The 19889-nt window shown below is 61.2% G+C and carries 15 protein-coding genes; 3 read left to right on the plus strand and 12 right to left on the minus strand.

Annotated elements, in window-relative coordinates; all coding sequences use genetic code 11:
* The first annotated feature begins 182 nt into the window (after positions 1–182).
* Positions 183–818: an N-acetylmuramoyl-L-alanine amidase family protein gene (locus AC3RLQ_RS08565; RefSeq protein WP_493036182.1), complete on the plus strand. Its 636-nt coding sequence runs from the start codon at positions 183–185 to the stop codon at positions 816–818.
* 263 nt (positions 819–1081) lie between these two features.
* Here the strand turns inward: AC3RLQ_RS08565 and AC3RLQ_RS08570 are convergent, their stop codons facing one another.
* The 5 genes from AC3RLQ_RS08570 to AC3RLQ_RS08590 form a co-directional block, all read right to left on the minus strand.
* Entirely contained in the window at positions 1082–3109 is a 2028-nt protein-coding gene (locus AC3RLQ_RS08570) for a cytochrome c biogenesis protein (RefSeq protein ID WP_493036184.1), read from the minus strand.
* 28 nt (positions 3110–3137) lie between these two features.
* A complete protein-coding gene (locus AC3RLQ_RS08575) occupies positions 3138–4448 on the minus strand; it encodes a cytochrome c biogenesis ResB family protein (RefSeq protein WP_493036186.1) in 1311 nt (436 codons plus the stop codon).
* 111 nt (positions 4449–4559) lie between these two features.
* The gene (locus AC3RLQ_RS08580; protein ID WP_493036188.1) at positions 4560–5168 is read right to left on the minus strand and encodes a hypothetical protein; all 609 of its coding nucleotides are present in this window, start codon (positions 5166–5168) and stop codon (positions 4560–4562) included.
* Between the two features lie 349 nt (positions 5169–5517).
* The gene (locus AC3RLQ_RS08585) at positions 5518–7614 is read right to left on the minus strand and encodes a leucine-rich repeat domain-containing protein (protein WP_493036190.1); all 2097 of its coding nucleotides are present in this window, start codon (positions 7612–7614) and stop codon (positions 5518–5520) included.
* 55 nt (positions 7615–7669) lie between these two features.
* The gene (locus AC3RLQ_RS08590; protein WP_493036192.1) at positions 7670–8830 is read right to left on the minus strand and encodes a c-type cytochrome domain-containing protein; all 1161 of its coding nucleotides are present in this window, start codon (positions 8828–8830) and stop codon (positions 7670–7672) included.
* Positions 8831–8987: 157 nt separating this feature from the next.
* On the opposite strand from AC3RLQ_RS08590, the gene AC3RLQ_RS08595 reads away from it, so the two are divergent.
* Positions 8988–10394, plus strand: a complete 1407-nt coding sequence (locus AC3RLQ_RS08595; protein ID WP_493036194.1) for a cryptochrome/photolyase family protein — start codon at positions 8988–8990, stop codon at positions 10392–10394.
* Between the two features lie 11 nt (positions 10395–10405).
* Here AC3RLQ_RS08595 and AC3RLQ_RS08600 read toward each other — a convergent pair whose 3' ends face one another.
* The 6 genes from AC3RLQ_RS08600 to purQ all read right to left on the minus strand — a co-directional run bounded on the left by AC3RLQ_RS08600 (position 10406) and on the right by purQ (position 17741).
* Positions 10406–11194: a DUF3050 domain-containing protein gene (locus AC3RLQ_RS08600; protein WP_493036196.1), complete on the minus strand. Its 789-nt coding sequence runs from the start codon at positions 11192–11194 to the stop codon at positions 10406–10408.
* Positions 11195–11489: 295 nt separating this feature from the next.
* Positions 11490–11885, minus strand: coding sequence for a type II toxin-antitoxin system VapC family toxin (locus AC3RLQ_RS08605; protein ID WP_493036198.1), 396 nt, complete (start codon positions 11883–11885; stop codon positions 11490–11492).
* Positions 11886–11889: 4 nt separating this feature from the next.
* A complete protein-coding gene (locus tag AC3RLQ_RS08610; protein WP_493036200.1) occupies positions 11890–12150 on the minus strand; it encodes a hypothetical protein in 261 nt (86 codons plus the stop codon).
* A 66-nt stretch (positions 12151–12216) separates the two neighbouring features.
* Positions 12217–13542, minus strand: coding sequence for an ABC transporter permease (locus tag AC3RLQ_RS08615; protein WP_493036202.1), 1326 nt, complete (start codon positions 13540–13542; stop codon positions 12217–12219).
* A 66-nt stretch (positions 13543–13608) separates the two neighbouring features.
* Complete coding sequence (locus AC3RLQ_RS08620; RefSeq protein ID WP_493036204.1) at positions 13609–16905, minus strand: spermidine synthase; 3297 nt, start codon at positions 16903–16905, stop codon at positions 13609–13611.
* A gap of 125 nt (positions 16906–17030) precedes the next feature.
* Entirely contained in the window at positions 17031–17741 is a 711-nt protein-coding gene (gene purQ, locus AC3RLQ_RS08625) for a phosphoribosylformylglycinamidine synthase I (protein ID WP_397385460.1), read from the minus strand.
* A gap of 175 nt (positions 17742–17916) precedes the next feature.
* On the opposite strand from purQ, the gene AC3RLQ_RS08630 reads away from it, so the two are divergent.
* Positions 17917–18360, plus strand: coding sequence for a zinc-ribbon domain-containing protein (locus AC3RLQ_RS08630; RefSeq protein ID WP_493036206.1), 444 nt, complete (start codon positions 17917–17919; stop codon positions 18358–18360).
* Positions 18361–18554: 194 nt separating this feature from the next.
* Here AC3RLQ_RS08630 and AC3RLQ_RS08635 read toward each other — a convergent pair whose 3' ends face one another.
* Positions 18555–19829, minus strand: coding sequence for a transposase (locus tag AC3RLQ_RS08635; protein ID WP_493034340.1), 1275 nt, complete (start codon positions 19827–19829; stop codon positions 18555–18557).
* Positions 19830–19889 lie beyond the last annotated feature (60 nt).

Genomic DNA, 19889 nt, shown 5'->3' on the forward strand with positions numbered 1-19889 from the left:
CATCAGCCTCAATAAGCTCTACACCGCCGGATGTGCTCCATCCGGCGGTTTTTTTCTGCCTTATGCCGAAGGTTTGCAGGCAAACCACTTGACCCTTTCCCCGCATCTTCGATTACTGTACCCCAGATGAGCTTGCAGGCCTGTTCATGCGAAACCTGCCTCGCTCTCACCTCCCCAATCACATGCCGACTTTCACCTCCTCTCGCCATGCTTTGAACCGCCTGCTCACAGGCTCTTGCTGGGTTGCGCTGACGGTTTTGCTGCTGCTGAGCAAGGCTCACGCCTTTGACACCGTCATCCTGGATCCCGGCCATGGTGCCCATGACCGCGGCGCAGCCATTGGCTACGTTTATGAAAAGCACCTGGCGCTGGACACCGCGCGCCGCGTGGAGCAGCTGCTGAGAAAAGAAGGCCTGAAGGTCATCATGTCCCGCAGCCGTGACGTCTTCATCCCCCTGCAGGACCGCTCCGCTCTCGGCAACAGCCGGGGCAACTCCATCTTCGTCAGCATCCATTACAACTACAACCGAGGGGGCAGCGGCGCCGGTGCGGAGACCTACTACCACTTCTCCTCCAGCTATATGCTCGCGGCCTACATCCAGGCCTACCTTGTGCAGCGCAGCAGCATGCTCAATCGCGGCGTGAAGAACGCCAACTTCCACGTCATCCGTGCCACCAATAAGAACCCGGCCGTGCTCGTCGAGTGCGGCTTCGTCAGCAACTCCACCGAACGCGCCCGCATGCTGACCGGTGAGTTTCGCGCCAGGATCGCCGAAGGCATCGCCCAGGGCATCATCGCGTTCAGGAAGTCGAAGTGAGCGGCGAAGGGACTCGCCTCACAGGTGGCAGAGCCCGAAGCAGTCGCAGCCTTCTCAAGGCTCCAGCTCATTGCTGGGAGCGCCGGTTTTTAACCGGCTCTGGGTATGCCCCCCTCAGCACGGACATGCGCCGAGCTTACTGTGAGCTTCTTTCCCATGACGATGGTGCAGGGACGCCCTCCCGGAGCCGATGAAACATCGGCGCTCCCAGCACAGAAAATCCGTGCCGCGCCAGCAACCACCCGCAGCTTACCGTCTCACTCTCAGTGTGCCGGGGACTTTGCCAGCTTCACGTCTTCGACGTTCTCCACCTTGGGCGTCTTGACCCGGCGCTCGTTCAGCGACAGAAACACGCCGTAGCCCATCAGCAGCAGCTGGCTGAGCCAGTAGCCGTAGATCTTTGGCCAGATGCCGTCCGTGAAGCCATAGGCATGCAGGCCGACGCCGAGCTGGTTCACGCCGAACCACGAGAAGATCACGATGCAGCCAAGGATGAGATTGCAGCAGTGCAGGCCGATCTCGCGGATGTAACCGCCGAGGCGCGCATGCAGAATGACGAGGCACATCAGCACGATCATGAGGGCGCCGTTCTCCTTCGGATCCCAGCCCCAGAAGCGGCCCCAGCTGTAGTTCGCCCAGATGCCGCCGAGGACGGTGCCCACCAGCGAGAGGAACAGGCCGGTGGCGATGAAACCGTAGGCGACGCGGGTCAGCAGGCGCGAGTCCCCTTCCCCGGTTTTAAACACACCAAAGAGGCGCTGGATGAAGTAGATCATCGAAATCAAGGCGGCGACCATGCAGGCCGCGTAGCCGAGATTGATCATCGGCACATGGGTTGAGAGCCAGAAGTTCGTGATCAGCACGGCCTGCAGCTGCTGCAGGGTGTCGGTGGCTTCGGAGGCCTCAAACTGGATGGAAAGGAACATGCAGGCCGTGCCGCCGATGGCCGTCACGAGCAGTCCCAGCCCGCGTTTCGTGATCCACTCCGCAATCAATCCGAGCAAGGCGCAGGAGGCGCCGATGAAGAGAATGGTCTCATACAAGGTGGTGATCGGCGGGCGCTGCATGATGATGCAGCGGATCACCACACCCGTCACCGCCAGGGCTGTGGCAGCACCCAGCAGCAGCCATGCACAGAGCCGGGCCCCTTTTTCAAAGCGTGACCCCGGTGAAACCCAGGTGAATGCCACGGCGATGAATCCCACGAGGAAAATCCACTGCGAATAGAAGAAGTAGTCTGCCCGCATGGCGTGACGCTCCAGGGCGATGGACTGCCCTTCCCCGCGTACTTTGGCGGCATCTTGAATTTTGGTCAGCAGCGCCTTGGAGGCGGCCTTGAACTTCGCCGCATCTGGCAGGGCCAGGTAAACCTCTTCATACTGCGCCAGCCAGGCGAGCTGATCCGCCGGCACGTCCTTGTCGCTGTTGATCGCGCCGAAGATCATCTCACCAGGGCCATTCCAGACATTGTTGCCCCCCGGTGCAGGCGGGAAGATGCGAAGCTGCTGCTCAGCATTGCCGCTCATCATGGCACCCAGAGCCCCCTGTGCAAAAGCTCTGAACCATGGGAGCTGCATCGGCGGTCCGTTGTTGGTCCGAATGGCGGCAATGAGGGTGTTGATACTCTTCGAGAGGCGAACCGGCAGGGTCACTCCGGCGGGCAGTCCTTCCGGCTTTTCACCCAGGGGCTCACGAATGAAATCGAAATGCCCCATGATCATTTCATAGTCGAGGAAGTTGGCGGCAAGCTGCACGATCATGCGCTGCTCGGGTGTCTGTTTCCGGGAGGGAATCACGCGATACTCGCCCATCTTCTTCATCATGACCTGCCGTGCAGGCTCGATCTCAGCGTAGGTGTACTGGTCGCGCTTGGCCTTGGCCGTGAGACCGAGCTCGGTGATGGCGGAAGAGTTGTCCACCTTGAACAGCGGCACCGTCCTGCCAATGTCCGGGCGGAACCAGCTCATGAGCATCCATTCCACGGCACTAAGTTTTACGGGCTTGTCGCCTTCTTTGGTGATCGGCTTCTGCGTCGCTGGATCCACGAGCGGCTTGCCATCCATCTCGCCGCTGTCCGTCAGCCAGATGCTGCGGCGGGCACGAAAACGCAGCAGGCGATAGCTGGCGACGTTTTCGAGGGGCTTGATGCGGCCGGATTCCTGCACCGGGATGGACGCGAAGGTCTCCACGACTTCCTTGTCGCGGAACAGATCGAGCGGCGGCAGTTCGGCAGCGGCGGCAAAGCCGCTGAGCGTGAACAGCGCGAGAAGGGCGGAACGAAGAGTTTTCATGCAGAGAAATACGTGGGCCAAAGGGCGGTTAGAGCAGCTTCCACATCGCGAGGGCGAAGGCGGCATTGAAGGCGGCGATGAGACTGAGGGAGAAAGCCCAGGGGTTCACCTTGATGAAGCGGGCCAGCATCATGAGGAAGTGCAGCAGCAGGCCTTCTGCCACGATGATGCAGGAGATGAGCGGCCAGTGATCCGCAGGATTTTCGACGATCATGAAGCCGGAGCTTTTCACGCCGGTGCCTTCCTGCTCGCCCGAGCTGAAGGTGCTCTGGAACACGGCGTAGCCTTCGCTGCGCACGGGCTCGTTCATGGTGATGTAACGCTTCTCCTCGTGGTCGCCGTTGATTTTGGTGACCTTGCTGCTGAAGCGCCGCGCACGCTCGGTGCCGGGATGTTTTTCCTCCTCGGTCTGGTCCAGGCGCACGGCGAAGGGCAGCTTGTAGGTGCGGTGCACCAGGGAGATGAGATACTTGTCCGCACCGACGGTGACAGTCCAGGGCGCAGCGGCAAACTCCCACAGGATGCCGGTCTGCTTTTCGTCGCCCTTCTTCATTTTGGCGATGGCAACGCAGGCGCTGCCAAGCTGCTCGTCCGCCATCGCGGCACCGGCTTCATCGAGCTGAGGCAGCTCCTGAATGAAGTAGCCGTCCACGGCATCCGCGCGGCTGCCCTCGGCATCGCGCTTGGGCTGGGCGTTCTTTTTCCAGCCGGTGATCAGGAGATCAAACGGCAGGCTCTCGCTGGTGAAGGTGCGGCCCTTGCCATCGGTCAGATCACGATACTTCGCTTCATCGATCACCAGCACGCTGCGCTTGGCCTTGGGATCCGTCTGCACTTTTTCGATCTCGATCACGCGGTCATGGAAGCTCAGGAACTCATCCGCCGTCTGGCCTTCACGGAGGTTCATGTTGCCCTCTTTGGCGAAGTGATGCGTCACCGCACCAGCGGCGATCATGAACAGGATGGCGAAGTGGGAAATGATGACGCCGATGGTCTTGGGCGACTTGCGGATGCGCATGATGCCGCCGCACAGAAGATTCACGAAGAGGATCGCCATGAGCGTGTAACCGCCGGGCACAATGTAGAGCGGCAGGGACACATTGCCGATGTCCCAGTAGGCATTGAAGGCGAGTGCGCGCCAGCAGGCGCCGATGTCGATGCGGTCAATGAAGGCCGACTCAAAGTAGCGCGCCTGGCTTGCGACGAGGCCGTGCTCCGCTTGCTCCAGCGTGCCGAGAAAGGTGAGCACCAGCAGCATGACCAGCACGGAGGTGGCGAGGCCGAAGCTGGAGAGGAAGGCGAAGAGTTTCGCGAAGGGAGATTGGGACTGAGAGGACACGATGGAAAAGGCGTGGGCTGGAAAATGACGAATGCAGAATGACGAATGGGCTCTGAAGGGGGAATGCTAATGCGAAGGTTCTGTCATTCGGCATTCGGCATTCAACATTCGTCATTCCTGTTTGGGCAGGTTCGGTTTGATCGACAGGCAGAAGGCATCAAAGGCGGCGGTGTTTTGCTCCACGAGAGCCTTGGGTCCGGTGAGCTTGACGAAGATGGTGGCCTGATCGGCGGAATGAATGAGGCCGAGCATGCGGTAGCCGGTTTTGGCCGCCTCAGCACCGAAGCCTTTGAAGTCGCCATCGAAGGCCACAAACGTCGCGTCACGGTTGAAGAAGGGCTTCTTCGGCAACTTGGCGATCTCATCCGCCGTGTAGGGCGGCTGCCCCATCTGCGTGCGCCAGCGGTTCACGTTGGCCTCCAGCCCACCTGCGGGTCCGGGCATGAGGGAGATGTAGCATTCACCCTCCTGATTCGGGCCAAATCTCAGATCGAGCAGACGCATGCCCATGGGGTCGGGCGTGGCGGATTCCTTCCAGCCTTCGGGCAGAGTCCAGGTGAGCAGTTCGCGGAAATTGGGCCGCTGCTGGGGCTGCTCTTTCGCATCATCATAGAAGCGTGTGGAGCTGGGAATGTCCGCATGCGGCTTCGCGGCATGGCTGGAAATGTCACGCGTTTCGGTGATGGCTTCACGCTCCTGCAAACGATCGCAGGAAGTCATGAAAAGACTGCACGCGAGCAGCGCGCAGGATGGTTGGGGGAATGTCATCGTCAGGGAACGCATGAGGGGGCGGAATGATTAGCAGCATCCTTCGTGATTGCCACGAAGATGCGCAGGAACGCGGAGATAAACAGGCAGGGATGAAGGGTGCTTGATGGAGGGTGTTGCTCGCAGATTTGGGAGTCTGAAGCTATACGAACCGCGCGGCAGTCAGGACTGGGAGCGCCGATTTTTAACCGGCTCTGGCTTTGCCCCCTGATTCACCAACCGCCACTAGCCTCATCCCGCGCCTAAGCACAGGGACGTTCGCCCAGAGCCGATAAAATATCGGCGCTCCCAGCGCGGCAGCTCACGCGCCCTTGTGGTCGGTGTGGCAGGCTTTGCAGTTCACCGCAGCCTTGTAGGCGGTGGCACCGGCAGGATCTTTCGCCTGCACCTTTTTCACCGCACCGATGAGTGCCTGACATTTGGTGACCCATGCAGTCTTGTCACCTTTCGGCGGCGTGGCGGCGCACATGTCCTGGTAGGCTTTGAGCAGTGAGGCCAGCTCCGCATCCGTGGCGGTCGTGCCCACCTTTTTGCAGAGGGCGGCATCGCCTTTGTGATACTGCTTCATGACTGTCTTGATGACATCGCTGCCTGCCGCAGGTGGGGCAGGAGCAGAGGCGGGTTTCGCAGGAGTGGCTGGAGGCGTGGCAGGTGCGGCAGTAGGTTTTGCTGGAGGCGTCGCAGCAGCAGCAGCAGGTTTTGCTGGAGCAGCGGCGGGTTTCGCGGGTGGTGCAGGCGGCGCAGGAGGAGGAGCGGTGAGTTTGGCGATTTCTTCCGCCGAGAGGCCGACGTTCACCTTGAGGCCGGGCACCTGACCTTCGAGCGCCTTGGCTCCGGCCTGCGTCACTCCCGTTTCCCACACAAACAACTTCTTCAAACCCTTGGCGGAAGCCAGCTTGGCGATGCCGCCATCCGTGGTCTTGGTGCCGTAGATGTTTAGGTATTCGAGGTTGGGCAGCGCACCGAGTTTGGCGATCCCCGCATCGGTGATCTTGGTGTTTTCAAGATGGAGGCGCTCGAGGTTGGTCATCTTCGCCAGTGTTTCCACAGCGGCATCGGTGACCTGGCTGCGGGAGAGATCGACCCAGAGAACCTGCGTGGCGATGGGGGCCAGCAGCGCGAGTTCCTTGTCGCCAAATTTATCAGCGGCATTGATCACGCCCAGGCGAAGCTGCTCGGTGTCCTGTGCCAGCGGCATGAGCGAGGCGTTGAGGGCCTGCATCTTGGCAGAAATGTCCGCCACCTGCTTCTTCTCCGCATCGGTGAGCGGCTTGGCCTTGGGCTTGGTCACCTTGGCCACGGCTTCTGTTTTTGGCAGGCCTTTGGCAAGCAGCACGGCCAGCGCGCCTTCGACATCGGCCGGAGCTTTCAAAGAGGCCACGGTGGCGGTTTCGGAGGCACCGGTTTCAATCCACCACTTGAGCACGGCGATCTCTTCCTTCGTGAGCTGCGGCTCATCGCTCGGCGGCATGTGGTCGTCGTCGTCCTTCGGCAGATTGGCGCGGACAAGCATCAGGCTGTCCTTGGTGTTCTTGGCGATCACGGTCGTCGCGCCATCGCTGCCGCCTTTCAAAATGGAGGCGTAGTCATGCAGTTGAAGCTTGCCCTTTTTCTTTTCCACGCCGTGGCAGGCGGTGCACTTCGCGCTCATGATGGAAGCGACGACATCCTTGTAAAGCACTGCCTTCGCGGCGATGGCGGGGTCCAGCTTGCCACCCGCAGCAGGTGCGGTGGCAGGCGCAGCGGCGGGTTTGGCGGCGGCAGGTGCCGGTGTGGCAGCAGGCTTGGCAGGTGCAGCAGCCGGTGCGGCAGCCGCGACCACGGCGGTGGGCTTGGCATCATCCTCGGCGGTCCAGCCGGTGTTGATGTGGGCCTTGGGCAGTTTCGCTTTCAAAGCGGCCACGCCGGCCTTCGTTACGCCGCTCTGCCAGAGGTAGATGGCCTTGAGCTTGCCGAGTCCGGCGAGCTTGGCGAGGCCCGCATCCGTGACCTTGGTGTTGTAGAGGTTGATGTATTCGAGCTCCGCGAGGCCCTTGAGCTGATCAATGCCTGCATCGCTGATGGCCGTGCCTTCGAGGTGCAGTTCCTTGAGGTTCTTCATGCCAGCCAGGGCCTTGAGGCCGCCGTCCGTCACCTTGCTGCGCGCGATGTCGAGCGAGGCGATCTTGTCGGCGATGGGCACCAGCGGTTCGAGCCCGGCATCCCCGAACTCCTTGGCCACATTGAGCGCGGTGAAGCGGAAGGTCTTCGCGTCAGCGGCGACGGGCATCAATGAAGCACCGGTGGCGTTCACTTTCCGCATCGCAGCGGCGACAGCGGGATCTGCGGCGGCTTTGTCATCGGCGGCATGCGCGGTGAAGGCCAGAGCCAGGGCGAAGAGGAGGGAGGTTGGTTTCATGAATGAGACAGATTTTCGGCAGAAATGGTACAGGCAACAAAAGGCGTGAATTGGACTAGCCTTTCAGAATTCCATCAACAGTGGCCTGAAGCTCGGCAGGGAATTTCGCATCTTTGACCTTTTGCGTGCCGCTGGCCCCCTGCTCAACCCACCACTTCAGGAGCGAAGTTTCCTCTGGAGTGAGCTGCTCCTTGCCTTCCGGCGGCATGTGTTCGTCATCGCTGTCAGGCAGCAGAATGCGCACGATGCTGAGGCTGTCCTTCAAGTTGCCAGCCACGAAATTCTTGCCGTTCTTACCACCCTCCATGGCCGCCTCGTAAGTGTCCATGCGCAGTTTGCCCTTCGCCTTTTCCGCGCTGTGGCACTTGTTGCACTTCGCGGTGAGGACCGGGAGAATGACATGCTGGAAGACGAGCTTTTCATCGCCGCCAGGAGCGGACGCTGGAGGCGTGGGGGCAGGTGGAGGCGTGGTGCCTTTGTCCATCACCACGGGTTTGTCCTCGGGCTTCACTTCTGCAGGGGGCGCAGGAGTGACTGGTGGCGTGGAATCGACCGGAGGCGTGGCTTTTCCCGCCTTGGGTTTTTCCACAAAACTCAGCAGCAGCTTCTCGGTGGCCACCATCGGGGCTTTGAACCACTCGGGCGCATGCTCGACGAGGAATTTGTTCCCGTGGCTCATGTTGCCACCGAAGTGGGCGCCGAGGCCCATGATGCCAAAGCTGACGAAGTAAACCGCACGGTAGGCGTTCAGGAGTTCCATGCTGCCACGGGCCATTCCCATGAGGCGCACCACCAGCGAGATCAAAACACCCGCTGTGCCGATCAGCCCCATCGTCTGATGCAGGCTGAAATTGCCACCCACATAGCCACCTTCGCGTGACAGCATGATGCCGGCAAACACCGCCAAAATCGCACCCGCCGAGCCGAGCACCAGCATCAGCAGGGAGGCTTCGCCAAACTTCTGCTCGCCACGCCGGGTGGAGCAGACCAACTCAAAGAAGACCAGCACACTCAGGATGCCCACCGGCAGATGCAGGAAGATGGGGTGGAAGCGGCCGATGAAAAGCACGGTGCTGGAGGCGTCCCCCTTGGGCGCATCATACAGGGGCGGGAAGATCAGCAGACCGACCACATACACCACGATGAGCAGTATCGTGGCAATCCAGGCGGCGGTTAAAGATTTCGGTTCGTCGGTCTCAGGCGAATTCGAAGACATGGGATCAAGTTCGGGGTTGGGGGAATAATATGGCGCTTTTAGTAACGGCAGCTCAGTGAAATATTCATCATGAACCTGATGGTGGATGCTGCAAACATTCACATCACCCTTTGTCCGATCCTGACCGTATCTTGTGCCGCTCTCCCCCTATTTTTACATGCCCCGCACTGTCCTCCACTGGTTTCGCCGCGATCTTCGCCTCACTGACAACACCGCCCTGCACCACGCCGCCCAGGCCGCAGACCAGGTCATTCCCTTTTATATTCTCAGCGATTGGAAGCAGAAGCACGGCTGGACCGGCCCGAACCGCCAGCAGTTCCTCTGCGGCTGTCTTGAGTCCCTGTCCAAAAATCTGACCACCCTCGGCAGCCGCCTCATCCTGCGCAGCGGCATCGCCGATGCCGAGCTGGAGCGCCTCATCCGCGAGACCGGCGCCGAAGCCCTGTATTTCAATCGCGACTACGACATCTTCGGCCGCGCCATGGAGGGCAAAGTCCAGGCGCTCTGCGCACGCCTCGGCATCGAGTGCCACTCCTACCAGGACAGCGTTCTCCATGAACCCGAAACCGTCCTGACCGGCGGCGGGCAGCCCTACCGCGTTTACACACCTTATTCCAAAAACTGGCTCAATCTGCCCAAGACCGCACCGCTGGGCCGCATCACCTCGCTCGGCCCGCCAGCGGACGCCGCCATCAGCAGCCTGCCGCCCCCCACGCTCGCGCATTGGAACCTGCCCCCCTGCACCGCCCAGATCCCCGCCCCCGGTGAACGCGCCGCACGCGACCGCCTGAAGCTCTTCATCGAGTCCGGCATCCTCAACGGCTACGGCGCGCAGCGCAACATCCCCGCCGGACAGACCACCTCCCTGCTCAGCCAGGATCTGCGCTTTGGCCTCCTCAGCATCCGCGAGATCTACCAGCGCTGCATGGCCTGCACCAGCGCCGCGCAGCCTTCCGTCCAGACCTACGTCAAAGAACTCGCGTGGCGTGAATTTTACGTCGCCATCCTCTGGCATTACCCGCACGTCTTTGAGCAGGAATTCGCCCCCGACTGGCAGGGCATCCCCTGGCCCGGCACCGAGGTGGATTTCCAGCGCTGGGCCACCGGAACCACCGGCTTCCCCATCGTGGATGCCGGCATGCGCCAGCTCCTGCAAACCGGCCTCATGCACAACCGCCTGCGCATGATCACCGCCATGTTCCTCACCAAGGATCTGCACTGCGACTGGCGCCTCGGCGAAGCCTTCTTCATGCAGCAGCTCGTGGATGGCGACAACGCCAGCAACAACGGCGGCTGGCAGTGGTCCGCCGGCACCGGCGCCGACGCCGCCCCCTACTTCCGCATCCAGAATCCCTGGCTGCAAAGCGTCCGCTTTGATCCCGAAGGCACCTACATCAAGCAATGGGTGCCCGAGCTCAAAAACGTCCCCGCCGAACTCCTCCACAAGCCCCCGGCACCCGGTCTGCCTTTGGCCAAAGGCTACCCCCTTCCCATGGTCGATCACCACGAAGAACGCGACCGCTGCCTCGCCATCTTTGCGAAGCACAAGGCGGAGAGGGTGTGAGGGAGTCGCCGCTAGGCCTGGTGGCGGCTCGCGGACTCGATCATCGCTGAAATTCCGTCCCACATCTTGAGGCGGGCTTGCAGGGCCTCCACGGCTGCCCGGCGGGCCTCCTCCTCGCGCAGGGGATCGCCTTCGCAGAGCAGTTCCACCATGGTGCGCCCCATCTCGCCGTGTTCGTCACCATCCAGCTGGATGTGCCGTTCCAAGTAGTAGCGCAGCACACTGAGCCTGCCGGGAAATTCACTTTCCAGCCGCGACACCAGTTCATGAAACATGGCCGGGATCAGATCCTCGCGCCCATACGTGAAGGCTGCGGCGATCACGTGGGGCTTCCCGCCTTCGATCACCGCAAACGTGTGCTTCACAAAATCCGCCACGCAGTCCGGCACGCCACCAGAGGCCAGTGCGTCCGCGATGCTGGCACCCTCTTGCAGCCGGCGGATGAAACCTTGCACCGCCGCGGTGTCCGCCCTGGCCTCCTGCATGGCCTGCAGATAAAGCTCGAAATGACTGGAGGGCGTGCCATCCGGGGCCTGATCGCTCTCCTCCCCCAGCACGATTTCGTTCACCAGCCGCCGCACCCGGTTGTCGCCGACGGGCACCCACGGCACCTGCACACAGGTCAGCCGCTGCTGCAGAGCTTTCAGCAGCGACATGAAATCCCACACGGCAAACACATGGCACTCCATGAACAACGCCAGATCCTCCAGTGTTCGCAGCCTGGCATACAAGGGGTGGCCCAGCAGTGCCACTCGGGCGGGTTCGATCTCTGCGGCTGTCGTCTTTTGCAAATGGGTCATGTCGTTGGTTGGATTCGTCTGAAGGAGGCCTGTCAAAACCTGAGAAAGGAGACGATTGGAGCCACTACGCGCCTCCGGCTCCTTCAGGAAAACAAGCGGGGGTGATTACGCCGTCACGCCTCCAGCGGATGCTGAACTTCAGCCTCTAAATCCACAGCAAAAGAGGCTCTCTAATTATGCCTCAGAGCCTCCACCGGATTCACCGGTAAGGACGGAGATGGGAGACCACATCTTGATGACGGTCGAGGCACCTGCGAACTTGGTGACGCAGTGTTCATCCTAATCATCGCCGAGTTCACGGACAAATAAGCGTGACGGAGGGAAAGTAGGTCTGGTAGCGGCCTTTGTCCCGTGTGAGTAAAGCATAGCCGGCGGCTTGTGCGTGGGCACCGATGAAAAAGTCCGGGAGAGGCGCGGTTTTACCACCGCCCTGACGGCGGTAGGCTACAAAAGCCTTTGCAGCGAGGAACAGCGCCTCCTGGCTGAGTTCCTCATAGCCCAGACCCAGCGTGCGGATGATCTGATCCACCTCGGCAGCCGAAGTGGCACGGCAGCAAAGCTCGGCAAAGACGATGGGATTCACCACCAGATCGCCAGCATGCTGAATGAGCTGTGCGCTGGACCAGCCAGACCATACGGGGTCTTGGTGGATCACGTCAGAGAGGACGTTGGTATCGACTAGGACGGGCATGGCCTCAGTCCTCGCCGCGGGTGAGGTTCATCAACTCGTCGGTCGTGCCGCGGCCTGCCCAGATGCCAGTGACGCTGGCGAGTGCTGCGCGCATGCGGTCACGTGCTGGAGAATCTGCAGTCTCCTCTGTCGCTGCACTGGCTGCTCCTGCAACGCGGTCAAGCTGCTCGACCGCCCAGTCTGGCAAGGCTTTGTGGCTGCGAGCAGCCGCAGAAGCAAGGCGGCTCACGAGATGATCGTCCAGATGCAGTACGAGGGTGCTCATGCTGGAAAGGATAAGTGGAAGAGGGCGAAATTCCAGCGGGCATTCGTCATTCAGCTGACCGCCCCTCTAATTATGCCTCAGCGCCTCCACCGGATTCATCATGGCCGCGCGTCTGGCGGGATAAATCCCAAAGGCGATGCCGGTGAGGACGGAGATGGAGAAGGCGAGGATGGGCGACCACATCTTGATGACGGTGGTGACGCCGGCGAATTTGGTCACGGCCATGGGGATGCTCAAGCCCAGCACCACGCCGAGAATGCCGCCCACGCCGGCGAGCAGGACGGTCTCGATGAGGAACTGCACGACGATGTCGTTCTGCCGCGCGCCGAGGGCGCGGCGGATGCCGATCTCGCGGGTGCGCTCCGTGACGCTGGCGAGCATGATGTTCATGATGCCGATGCCGCCGACGAGAAGTGAAATGGCGGCGATGCTGCCGAGCACGATGCTGAAGATCTGCTTGGTGCGCTCCGCCTGCTTCAGCAGCTCCACGGGGACGATGATGCGCCAGTCTTCCTTTTTGTGGTTGCTGGTCATGAGATGGCGGATGGCCTCGGCGCGGCTTTCCACCATGTTCACGTCATCGACGCGCATCACGGCCTCATGAAACTGCACTTTCTCGGCCTCAAAGCTGCCGGTGCGGAAGCGGTAGAAGACCTCGCCGTATTGATCCATCAGCGTGGTGAACGGGATCATGATCTGCGCCTGCGCTTGGGCGGAGTGATCGCCACCGGAAGCATCCGCGCCGACGGCGGCACCTTCATCCTGAATGATGCCGATGACCTTGTAGTAAAAGCCTTTCACACGCACGGATTTGCCCACGGGGGTGGAGAGCTGGAAGAGGCGCGCGGCGACGGATTCATTGATGACACAGACGGCGAGGTTGTCCTTCATTTCCATGTCGTTGAAAAAGCGCCCCTGCAGGATGCGGCGGTTGCGCATCTCGGGGTACACGGGCAGCACGCCCATGACGTGGCCGTCCACGCTGCGGTCCAGGTTCCAGATGTTTTCCGAAATGTAGCGGCTGGGGACGACGATGCGGATGCCGGGCACGGTCTGGCGGATCTGCTCGATGTCGCGCAGGGTGATGCCGTATTCGCTGATCATGCTGCGCGACTCCCCGCTGGAGCCCTGTCCGTCGGGCGGTTTGACGCTGTGCAGGATGATGTTCTGGCTGCCCAGCTTGCGGATCTGCTCCTGCGCTTCATGGCTCGCGCCTTCGCCAATGGCAAGCATGGCCACCACGGAGGCCACGCCAAACACCACGCCGAGTGCTGTCAGGAAGGAGCGCAGCTTGTGCAGCCAGATGGTCTTGATGCCCAGTGAGAGTGTGCGCCACAGGTGCTGGGGCGAGGCGAGAAGACGGAGTACAGGATGCGAGGCGAGAAATGACATTCAGGGGGGGCAGATTCATACGGTCGCCACCGCATGAAATTGCCACGATCTCACGCTCGCGAAAAATCACTCGCCAGCCTGGGACCCGATCACCATCGGCTGCACCGGCGCGACAGCGGGCACGGGCCGCTTCACCTGAACGACAAAGGGAGGGGCTTCACCGCCGATGGTGCCGCCTTGATCCAGAAAGCGGTTCATGTCTGCCATGGCCATTTCCAGCCGTGGATCATTTGCCTGCATGTAGGCGCTGACGCGCAGGGCCAGCGAACGGCCATGCCAGGGATAAGGCAGGCCCAGGCTTTCAATGGCGGCGAGTTGCTGCGGAACCTTCAGGTGCATGGCCATCTCACAGCGCATGCCCAGCAGGGTGGTGCGTGCGACATGCACGGGATAGTCACGGCCCAGCTTGTCAAAGATCACGAGGAAGCGCGGATCCTGCACCACAGCTTTGGAGCGGGCGAGTTCGCCGAGGAGGGTCACCGCCTCACCCACCAGAGGAATGCGGCACCACGGCGAGGTCATGAGACTGTCGAGCCCCTGTTCAATGTGGACAAGCACCTCGGCCGACTGCTTCCGTACGTGACTGGCGATGGCCTTCAAAAAGTGGGCGTCCGCAGCGGAGAGCGTTTCAATGGCATCAATGGCTGCAAACGCATCTGGCGCCCCGGTGTGCGCCTTGGCAAAGGCCTGAAGGACGCGGTCTGCCAGCACGGGTGCCGCAGGCATGGGGGCGGCCAGGTAGCCGGCATAATTCTGCTTCCAGAACATCTTCAAAGAATCCACACGTCCACGGACCTCCGCAGGTGTATCAGCGGAAAGCACATCGGCGGAGGCGGACTCCCACAAACGGCCCGGCATGTGGACACGCTCTGCAAGGTAGCGTGGCATGTCGATGGCCGCATCGACCTTGGGCAGATAACAGCCTGCACGCGTGGCGGCGCGAGCGAGATCGAACGAGCAGTTCGTTTGCTTGGCCACACTGCGGGCAAAGCTGAACTCGAGGCGGTTCATGTCATCGGTGTTCACCGCTTTGGAGGAAGCCGCCAGTGCTGTGCAATACTCGCTGTTGGCGAGGCATCCGGTCAGGAAACCTTCAGCGCTGTCCGTTTTCCAGAAGCGGCGCAGCGCCTCGGCCATCGGCTCCAGTTTGACACGCTTGCGCAGGGATTCGAGCTGCCAGGGCGCCTCGTCATTCGAGCAGATCAGCAGCATGTCCACGCTCTGCGTGGCCCAGACCTCGACTTTCGGGAAAACCTTCCGCAGCGTGCTGATGACGGTGGTGATGGTGCCGGGCTCGACTTCGTACCCCTGCAGCCACTGGCAGAAGATGCCATTGCGCGTCAGTCGCTGGCTGGCGTTCTCGTAGAACTCGCGTGTGTAGAGATTGGCCACGCCTGCACGGCAGGGATTGGAGGGCTCGGAGACGATGAGGTCGTAGTTCTCTCCCTTGGTCAGGAGAAACTCCCGTGCGTCTCCAGTGATGTTGTTGATGCGCGGGTTCTGCATCGCGTTGCGGCTCACGGGATCGAAAAATTTCGCGACTTTGCGGATTTCCTCCTCGAGTTCGAGGACATCCACACGCTGCATGCCAGGAACATCCGCCAGCCAGCCTGCTGTGGTGCCTGTGCCGAGACCCACGACGCAGGCGTTTTGCGGATTCGGATGCAAAATAGCCCCCGTGATGCCGAGCATGACCTGCGTGGCGGCATCGCCCACGGCGGAACCATCACTCTTGCCATTGGTCAAAAACGAATACTGCATGCCGCCGACGACAGCGACGCTTGTCTCCCGGCCATCATAAGCCTGCACCAGAGAACGCCGCGCATTGCGCTGCCAGGTTTCCAGACCGAGCGCCGAGCGGTACTCCTCCCGTGAGACACGGCCGTAGCCGATGGGCGTGTGCATCCACACCGCCGTGGGCCCTGTGGTGCCAAAGGCGAAAAATCCGCAGACAAAGAGCGCCGCGAGCGCCATGCGGCCATTCCAAGTGAAGCGGTCGGCAAAGCTGCCAGCATCCCCTTCCCGGCGGCGCAGCTGCAGCCACAGCGAGGCGGCGGACATGGCAGCCACCAGCAGCGCGGCGAGCAGCCAGCAACCTTTCAGCCCGAGCAGCGGCACCAGCAGGAAACCGCCGAGCAACGATCCGGTGATGGAGCCGAAGGTGTTCCAGAGATAGGCACGCCCAAGCTGCTGCCCCACCCCCGCATTGCCACGGCCAAGCAAGGACACGAGCAGCGGAAACTGGATGCCGCTGAGCAGCGAAGGCAGGAATGCCAGCGTGCCCATGACGACCGCCCAGCCCATGGCCATTTCACCAAGGCCCACTCCGCGCAGGCTGTCATTCAAAATCAGCGCCAGATGCGCGATGCGATCCCCCAGCGCGAAGGGCAGCAAAATGGCCAGCGCCTGCAGGGCCGAGACGATGGTGAAGCCTGCGATGCTTGGCTCTGCCTTTTTCAAAATCAGCGCATAAAGCAGCCCGCCGATGCCCATGCCGGCCAGCACCACGCAGAGTACAAGACCAAACCCATAGACCGATCCACCGAGCAGCGGCGTGGAGATGCGGTACCACACCAGCTCGGCCACGAAAAAGGTGAAGCCGCTCATGAAGGCGGCAGCCAGCACAAAGGCAGCCGGTGCTTTTGCACCCACTTTTTCCTCAGGCAGTGTTTCGTCCACCGGTGCAGGTTGCCGTGGCTCTTTTTCCTGTACCATCGAGATGGCACCCGCAGCGAGGGCGATGCCGAGATTCGCAAGAACAGCGATGGTCAGCGCCCCTTTGTTTCCCAGCGTGGGCAGCAGCCAGAAAGTGCTCAGGAGCGCCCCGCTCACCGCCCCGGCGATGTTGATGCCGTAGAAAAAAGCGGTGGTCGAACGTCGCGGATCGTCATCGCGCTGGGCAAACTTCATCGCCGCTGGCAAGGTGCCCCCCATCAGGAAGCACGGCACGCCCAGCACCAGTGCGGTCATGAGCAGTTGCAGGCAGGTCGCCGGAGCGAGGCCCATTCCTGCGGTGCCTCCCGTCTTCAAATACAGCGAACGTGCCAGACCAAGCAGCGTGGGAGAAGCCACCGCCGCGATGGCGATGCCCACCTCAAGCCTGGCATAAAACCGAAACGGCCGCCCCACGCGCTCCACCCAGGAGCCGAACAGTTTGCCGCCAAATCCCAGTCCCCCCATGAATACCGCCATGACAGCAGCAGCTGCCGGGGCTGCCCCGCCAAACACGAGCCGGAACTCACGCAGCCACACCGTCTGATACACCAGCGAACAAAAGCCGGAGAGCATGAGAATCAGGGCCAGAGCCAGCTGAGTCGTGCGAACGTTAGGATGAGAAGAGGCCGACGATGAGTCTGATTTCATGAATCTAAGTAATTAATATGTATTTTATATAAATACCATATTAACACAAACGAAAACATTCGAATCAGAACAGATTAACCATAAATACTGGATATAAATCCAGTCTATTCCCTAGCCCAAGGGGCTTAGTTCAGCGCCTCACGGGCCGACTGGAACAGATAATGTCCCCAGCCGTACTGGGTGTCGCCGTTCCAATCTGGATCGTAATGCTGGCTCTTGAAGATGAAGCGTTCCGGGTGCGGCATCAGGCCAAACACACGGCCCGTGTCATCCTGCAGTCCGGCGATGGCATTCGTGGAGCCGTTCACATTGGTGGCATAAAGCAGCGCAGCGTGGCCGGACTTCACATAGCCGGCGGCGGCATCGCCTTCGGTGACGAGACGGCCTTCCGCATGGGCCACGGGCAGTTCGAAATTCTCGGGCAGCTTGCTCAGATACGGGCTGGCCTTGCCCTTGGTCTTTTTCAGCCCCACCCAGCGGCAGATGAACTTGCCGCTGGTGTTATGGATCAGGCTGCCCTTCGGCAGAAGATCGAGCTGGGTCAGAATTTGGAAGCCGTTGCAGATGCCCAGAGCATAGCCGCCCTTGTCCACGAAGGTTTTCAACTGGTCGCCGAGCTTCGATTTCGTGATGAGCTGGGCGATGCGGCCGGACATCACATAGTCACCGTAGCTGAAGCCGCCGGAGAACACGATCATCTGCGCTTTGTCGAGTGAGCTGGCTTCCAGCAGGGCCACCGGCAGCACCTCCGCTGTAAAACCCGCCGCCTCCAAGGCACGAGCGGTTTCGGCATCGCAATTGGTTCCAGGAAATTTGAGAAGAAGGGCGTGGGGCATGGTTGATCTACCCCGCATCTAGGCGAAGCCGCCGCGGGATGCAACCAGACATCCATGAGCGCCAAATTTCGCTCCCTCCCAACAGGGTCCCAGCTTTTCAGGACCTGACCGCTGAGTGCGAATACGGCTCTAATCTGGAATCGACGCCCATGGAATTCACCATACCATCCCCCTCGTGCACCTCGCCCAAACTTCGTCCCACGATTCGGGTTGGCTGATCATTCCGGTGATCGCCATCGTCATTTTCTGCCATTGGCTGGCCATGGGGGCGCACAAGTCCTCCATCCGGACTGAGGTGTACAAGCTGAAGGCGAAGCTCATCAGCATCAAATGGCTGCCCTTCCATGGCGGCGGGGATAGGAACGACACGTTTTATGAAGTGACCCTGGCGCTCCCTTCAGGCAAACTCGTGAGCGCGACCTGCAAATGCAACATCTGGCATGGGGTCTATTGGAAAAGCACCCCGTGGTCTCAAGAACTGCTTCGCGAACCAGTGCCGGAGACCAAATTTGATCCGTCGCAGTCCATGCGTGTCGTCGCGGATTGTTCCCGCTGCGGCTACGGCATTCAGCAAGGCTGGGTGGCCTGTCCGAATTGCGGCACCGAGTTGGGATCCTGAAACTCTGGTTCGCACCAGAACAGACCGCTGCAACAACGGCTATCCAATGTGGGCTGGAGCTTTCACTTCATGTCAGGCAGTCGCCGTGCCGATGCTGTTTCACGCGCCAATCTTGGCAGACTAGATGCGATTCAATCAATTAACTTTCAGTCAGTTAATCGACGTGCATCACAACGGTGTCCAAAGCTCGCGCTTCATAACTTGGCGTAGAGGGCGATGAGGACAGCACAGGCTTGCTGCCAGGGGATGGAGTTCCAGAGCTGGGCTGCTACCCAGCGGATGAACTTGACGCTGTGCTGCGTGATCCGCTGCATCAACCGCAGCGTTTTGGGCAGCACCGCTTGGGCCTTGGCGGCGACCTCGACCGCCTGCTTCAGCCTTGCCGTGCGGCGCTTCTCCTCAGGCTCGTTGCGGATGCCTTGTTCTCCGAGTTCATGTTCGAGCAGCTGCAGCAGGTTCACGCTCAGGCAGATGAACTGCGCCTGCATGCTCTTGGCCGTCGCACTGGTGGCCCAGGCCTTCTTCTCGCCGAGCTTGTTCTTCACCTCGTCAAAACTCTTCTCGATCTCCCAGCGCATGCGGTAGAGCTGCGCCAGCACGCCGGGCGGCACGGCGCTCTCCAGCACGTTGGTGAGGAACTCAAAGTGCCGGTCTGCGACCACGTCATGGAAGGTGATGCGCCGCACCATCAGCCCGCTGGTGGCGGTGCCCACGAGTTCGTCGCGCAGCACGCCGGCGTTGATCTCATCGGTCCTGTCAAAGGGCAGGTTGCCGCAGGGCAGGAGCCTCAGGTTGGTCTTGGTGCGGCTGAGCATGTAGATGCCACTGCCCTGCTGCCACTTGTGCCACTGCTTGAAGTCGATGCCTGCGCGGTCCCAGATGTAGAGCACCTTGCGGCCCTTGGGCGCGCCCTGGCGCAGGGTGGCGATCTCCAGGCGCTTGAGCCCGCGCATGTCGTGCTCCTTTCTGCGCGCCTGCTGGTCGTTGACGGTGAGGTGGCGCAGGCAGCCGCTGCGCAGGTTGCGGCTGTAGAGATGGCCCACGGCGAGGCGCACGCCCTTGCTGTCGGTGGGATCGTGCGCGGCATGGGCGTGGAAGTGGCCGTCACCGGCATGCACGTCGAACTTGTTGAGCGAGGGGAAGGCGGCGAGCGCATCGGGCAGCACGGTGCGTGCGTGGGCGCAGAGGCGGGCGTTGATCTCGGCGCACAGCGCCAGACGCCGCTGGCTTTTGAGCGACTCAAAAAAGTGCGAGTTCTCCGGACGGCAGGGCGCGGCCAGAGCGGCGAGGGTTTGCAAAAAGCCGCGGCCGCTGGTCTGCGGCTGGAGACAGCGCTCGACGCCGAGACGCAGCCAGTCGGAGTCAGGGAGTTCGGGGCAGTGCCGCCGGTTTGCGCAAGTGGCGAGGAGGTCGAGCAGCGGGGTGAAAAAGCGCGCGGAGAGCGGGGCGTCCGCAAGTGAGGTGGGCATAAAAACAAAAATTTCGCACCCCGCTGAAGTCAACTGATTGCAGCGATATTTTGAGCTGTT

The organism is Prosthecobacter sp. GW821-HT29F12 (genome assembly GCF_058803405.1).

What these genes read in the sequence shown, in the direction of transcription:
- AC3RLQ_RS08565 (WP_493036182.1), top strand. Translation starts at nt 183, where the DNA reads ATGCCGACTTTCACCTCCTCTCGCCATGCTTTGAACCGCCTGCTCACA.
- AC3RLQ_RS08570 (WP_493036184.1), bottom strand. Translation starts at nt 3,109, where the DNA reads ATGAAAACTCTTCGTTCCGCCCTTCTCGCGCTGTTCACGCTCAGCGGC.
- AC3RLQ_RS08580 (WP_493036188.1), bottom strand. Translation starts at nt 5,168, where the DNA reads ATGACTTCCTGCGATCGTTTGCAGGAGCGTGAAGCCATCACCGAAACG.
- AC3RLQ_RS08585 (WP_493036190.1), bottom strand. Translation starts at nt 7,614, where the DNA reads ATGAAACCAACCTCCCTCCTCTTCGCCCTGGCTCTGGCCTTCACCGCG.
- AC3RLQ_RS08590 (WP_493036192.1), bottom strand. Translation starts at nt 8,830, where the DNA reads ATGTCTTCGAATTCGCCTGAGACCGACGAACCGAAATCTTTAACCGCC.
- AC3RLQ_RS08595 (WP_493036194.1), top strand. Translation starts at nt 8,988, where the DNA reads ATGCCCCGCACTGTCCTCCACTGGTTTCGCCGCGATCTTCGCCTCACT.
- AC3RLQ_RS08600 (WP_493036196.1), bottom strand. Translation starts at nt 11,194, where the DNA reads ATGACCCATTTGCAAAAGACGACAGCCGCAGAGATCGAACCCGCCCGA.
- AC3RLQ_RS08605 (WP_493036198.1), bottom strand. Translation starts at nt 11,885, where the DNA reads ATGCCCGTCCTAGTCGATACCAACGTCCTCTCTGACGTGATCCACCAA.
- AC3RLQ_RS08610 (WP_493036200.1), bottom strand. Translation starts at nt 12,150, where the DNA reads ATGAGCACCCTCGTACTGCATCTGGACGATCATCTCGTGAGCCGCCTT.
- AC3RLQ_RS08615 (WP_493036202.1), bottom strand. Translation starts at nt 13,542, where the DNA reads ATGTCATTTCTCGCCTCGCATCCTGTACTCCGTCTTCTCGCCTCGCCC.
- AC3RLQ_RS08620 (WP_493036204.1), bottom strand. Translation starts at nt 16,905, where the DNA reads ATGAAATCAGACTCATCGTCGGCCTCTTCTCATCCTAACGTTCGCACG.
- purQ (WP_397385460.1), bottom strand. Translation starts at nt 17,741, where the DNA reads ATGCCCCACGCCCTTCTTCTCAAATTTCCTGGAACCAATTGCGATGCC.
- AC3RLQ_RS08635 (WP_493034340.1), bottom strand. Translation starts at nt 19,829, where the DNA reads ATGCCCACCTCACTTGCGGACGCCCCGCTCTCCGCGCGCTTTTTCACC.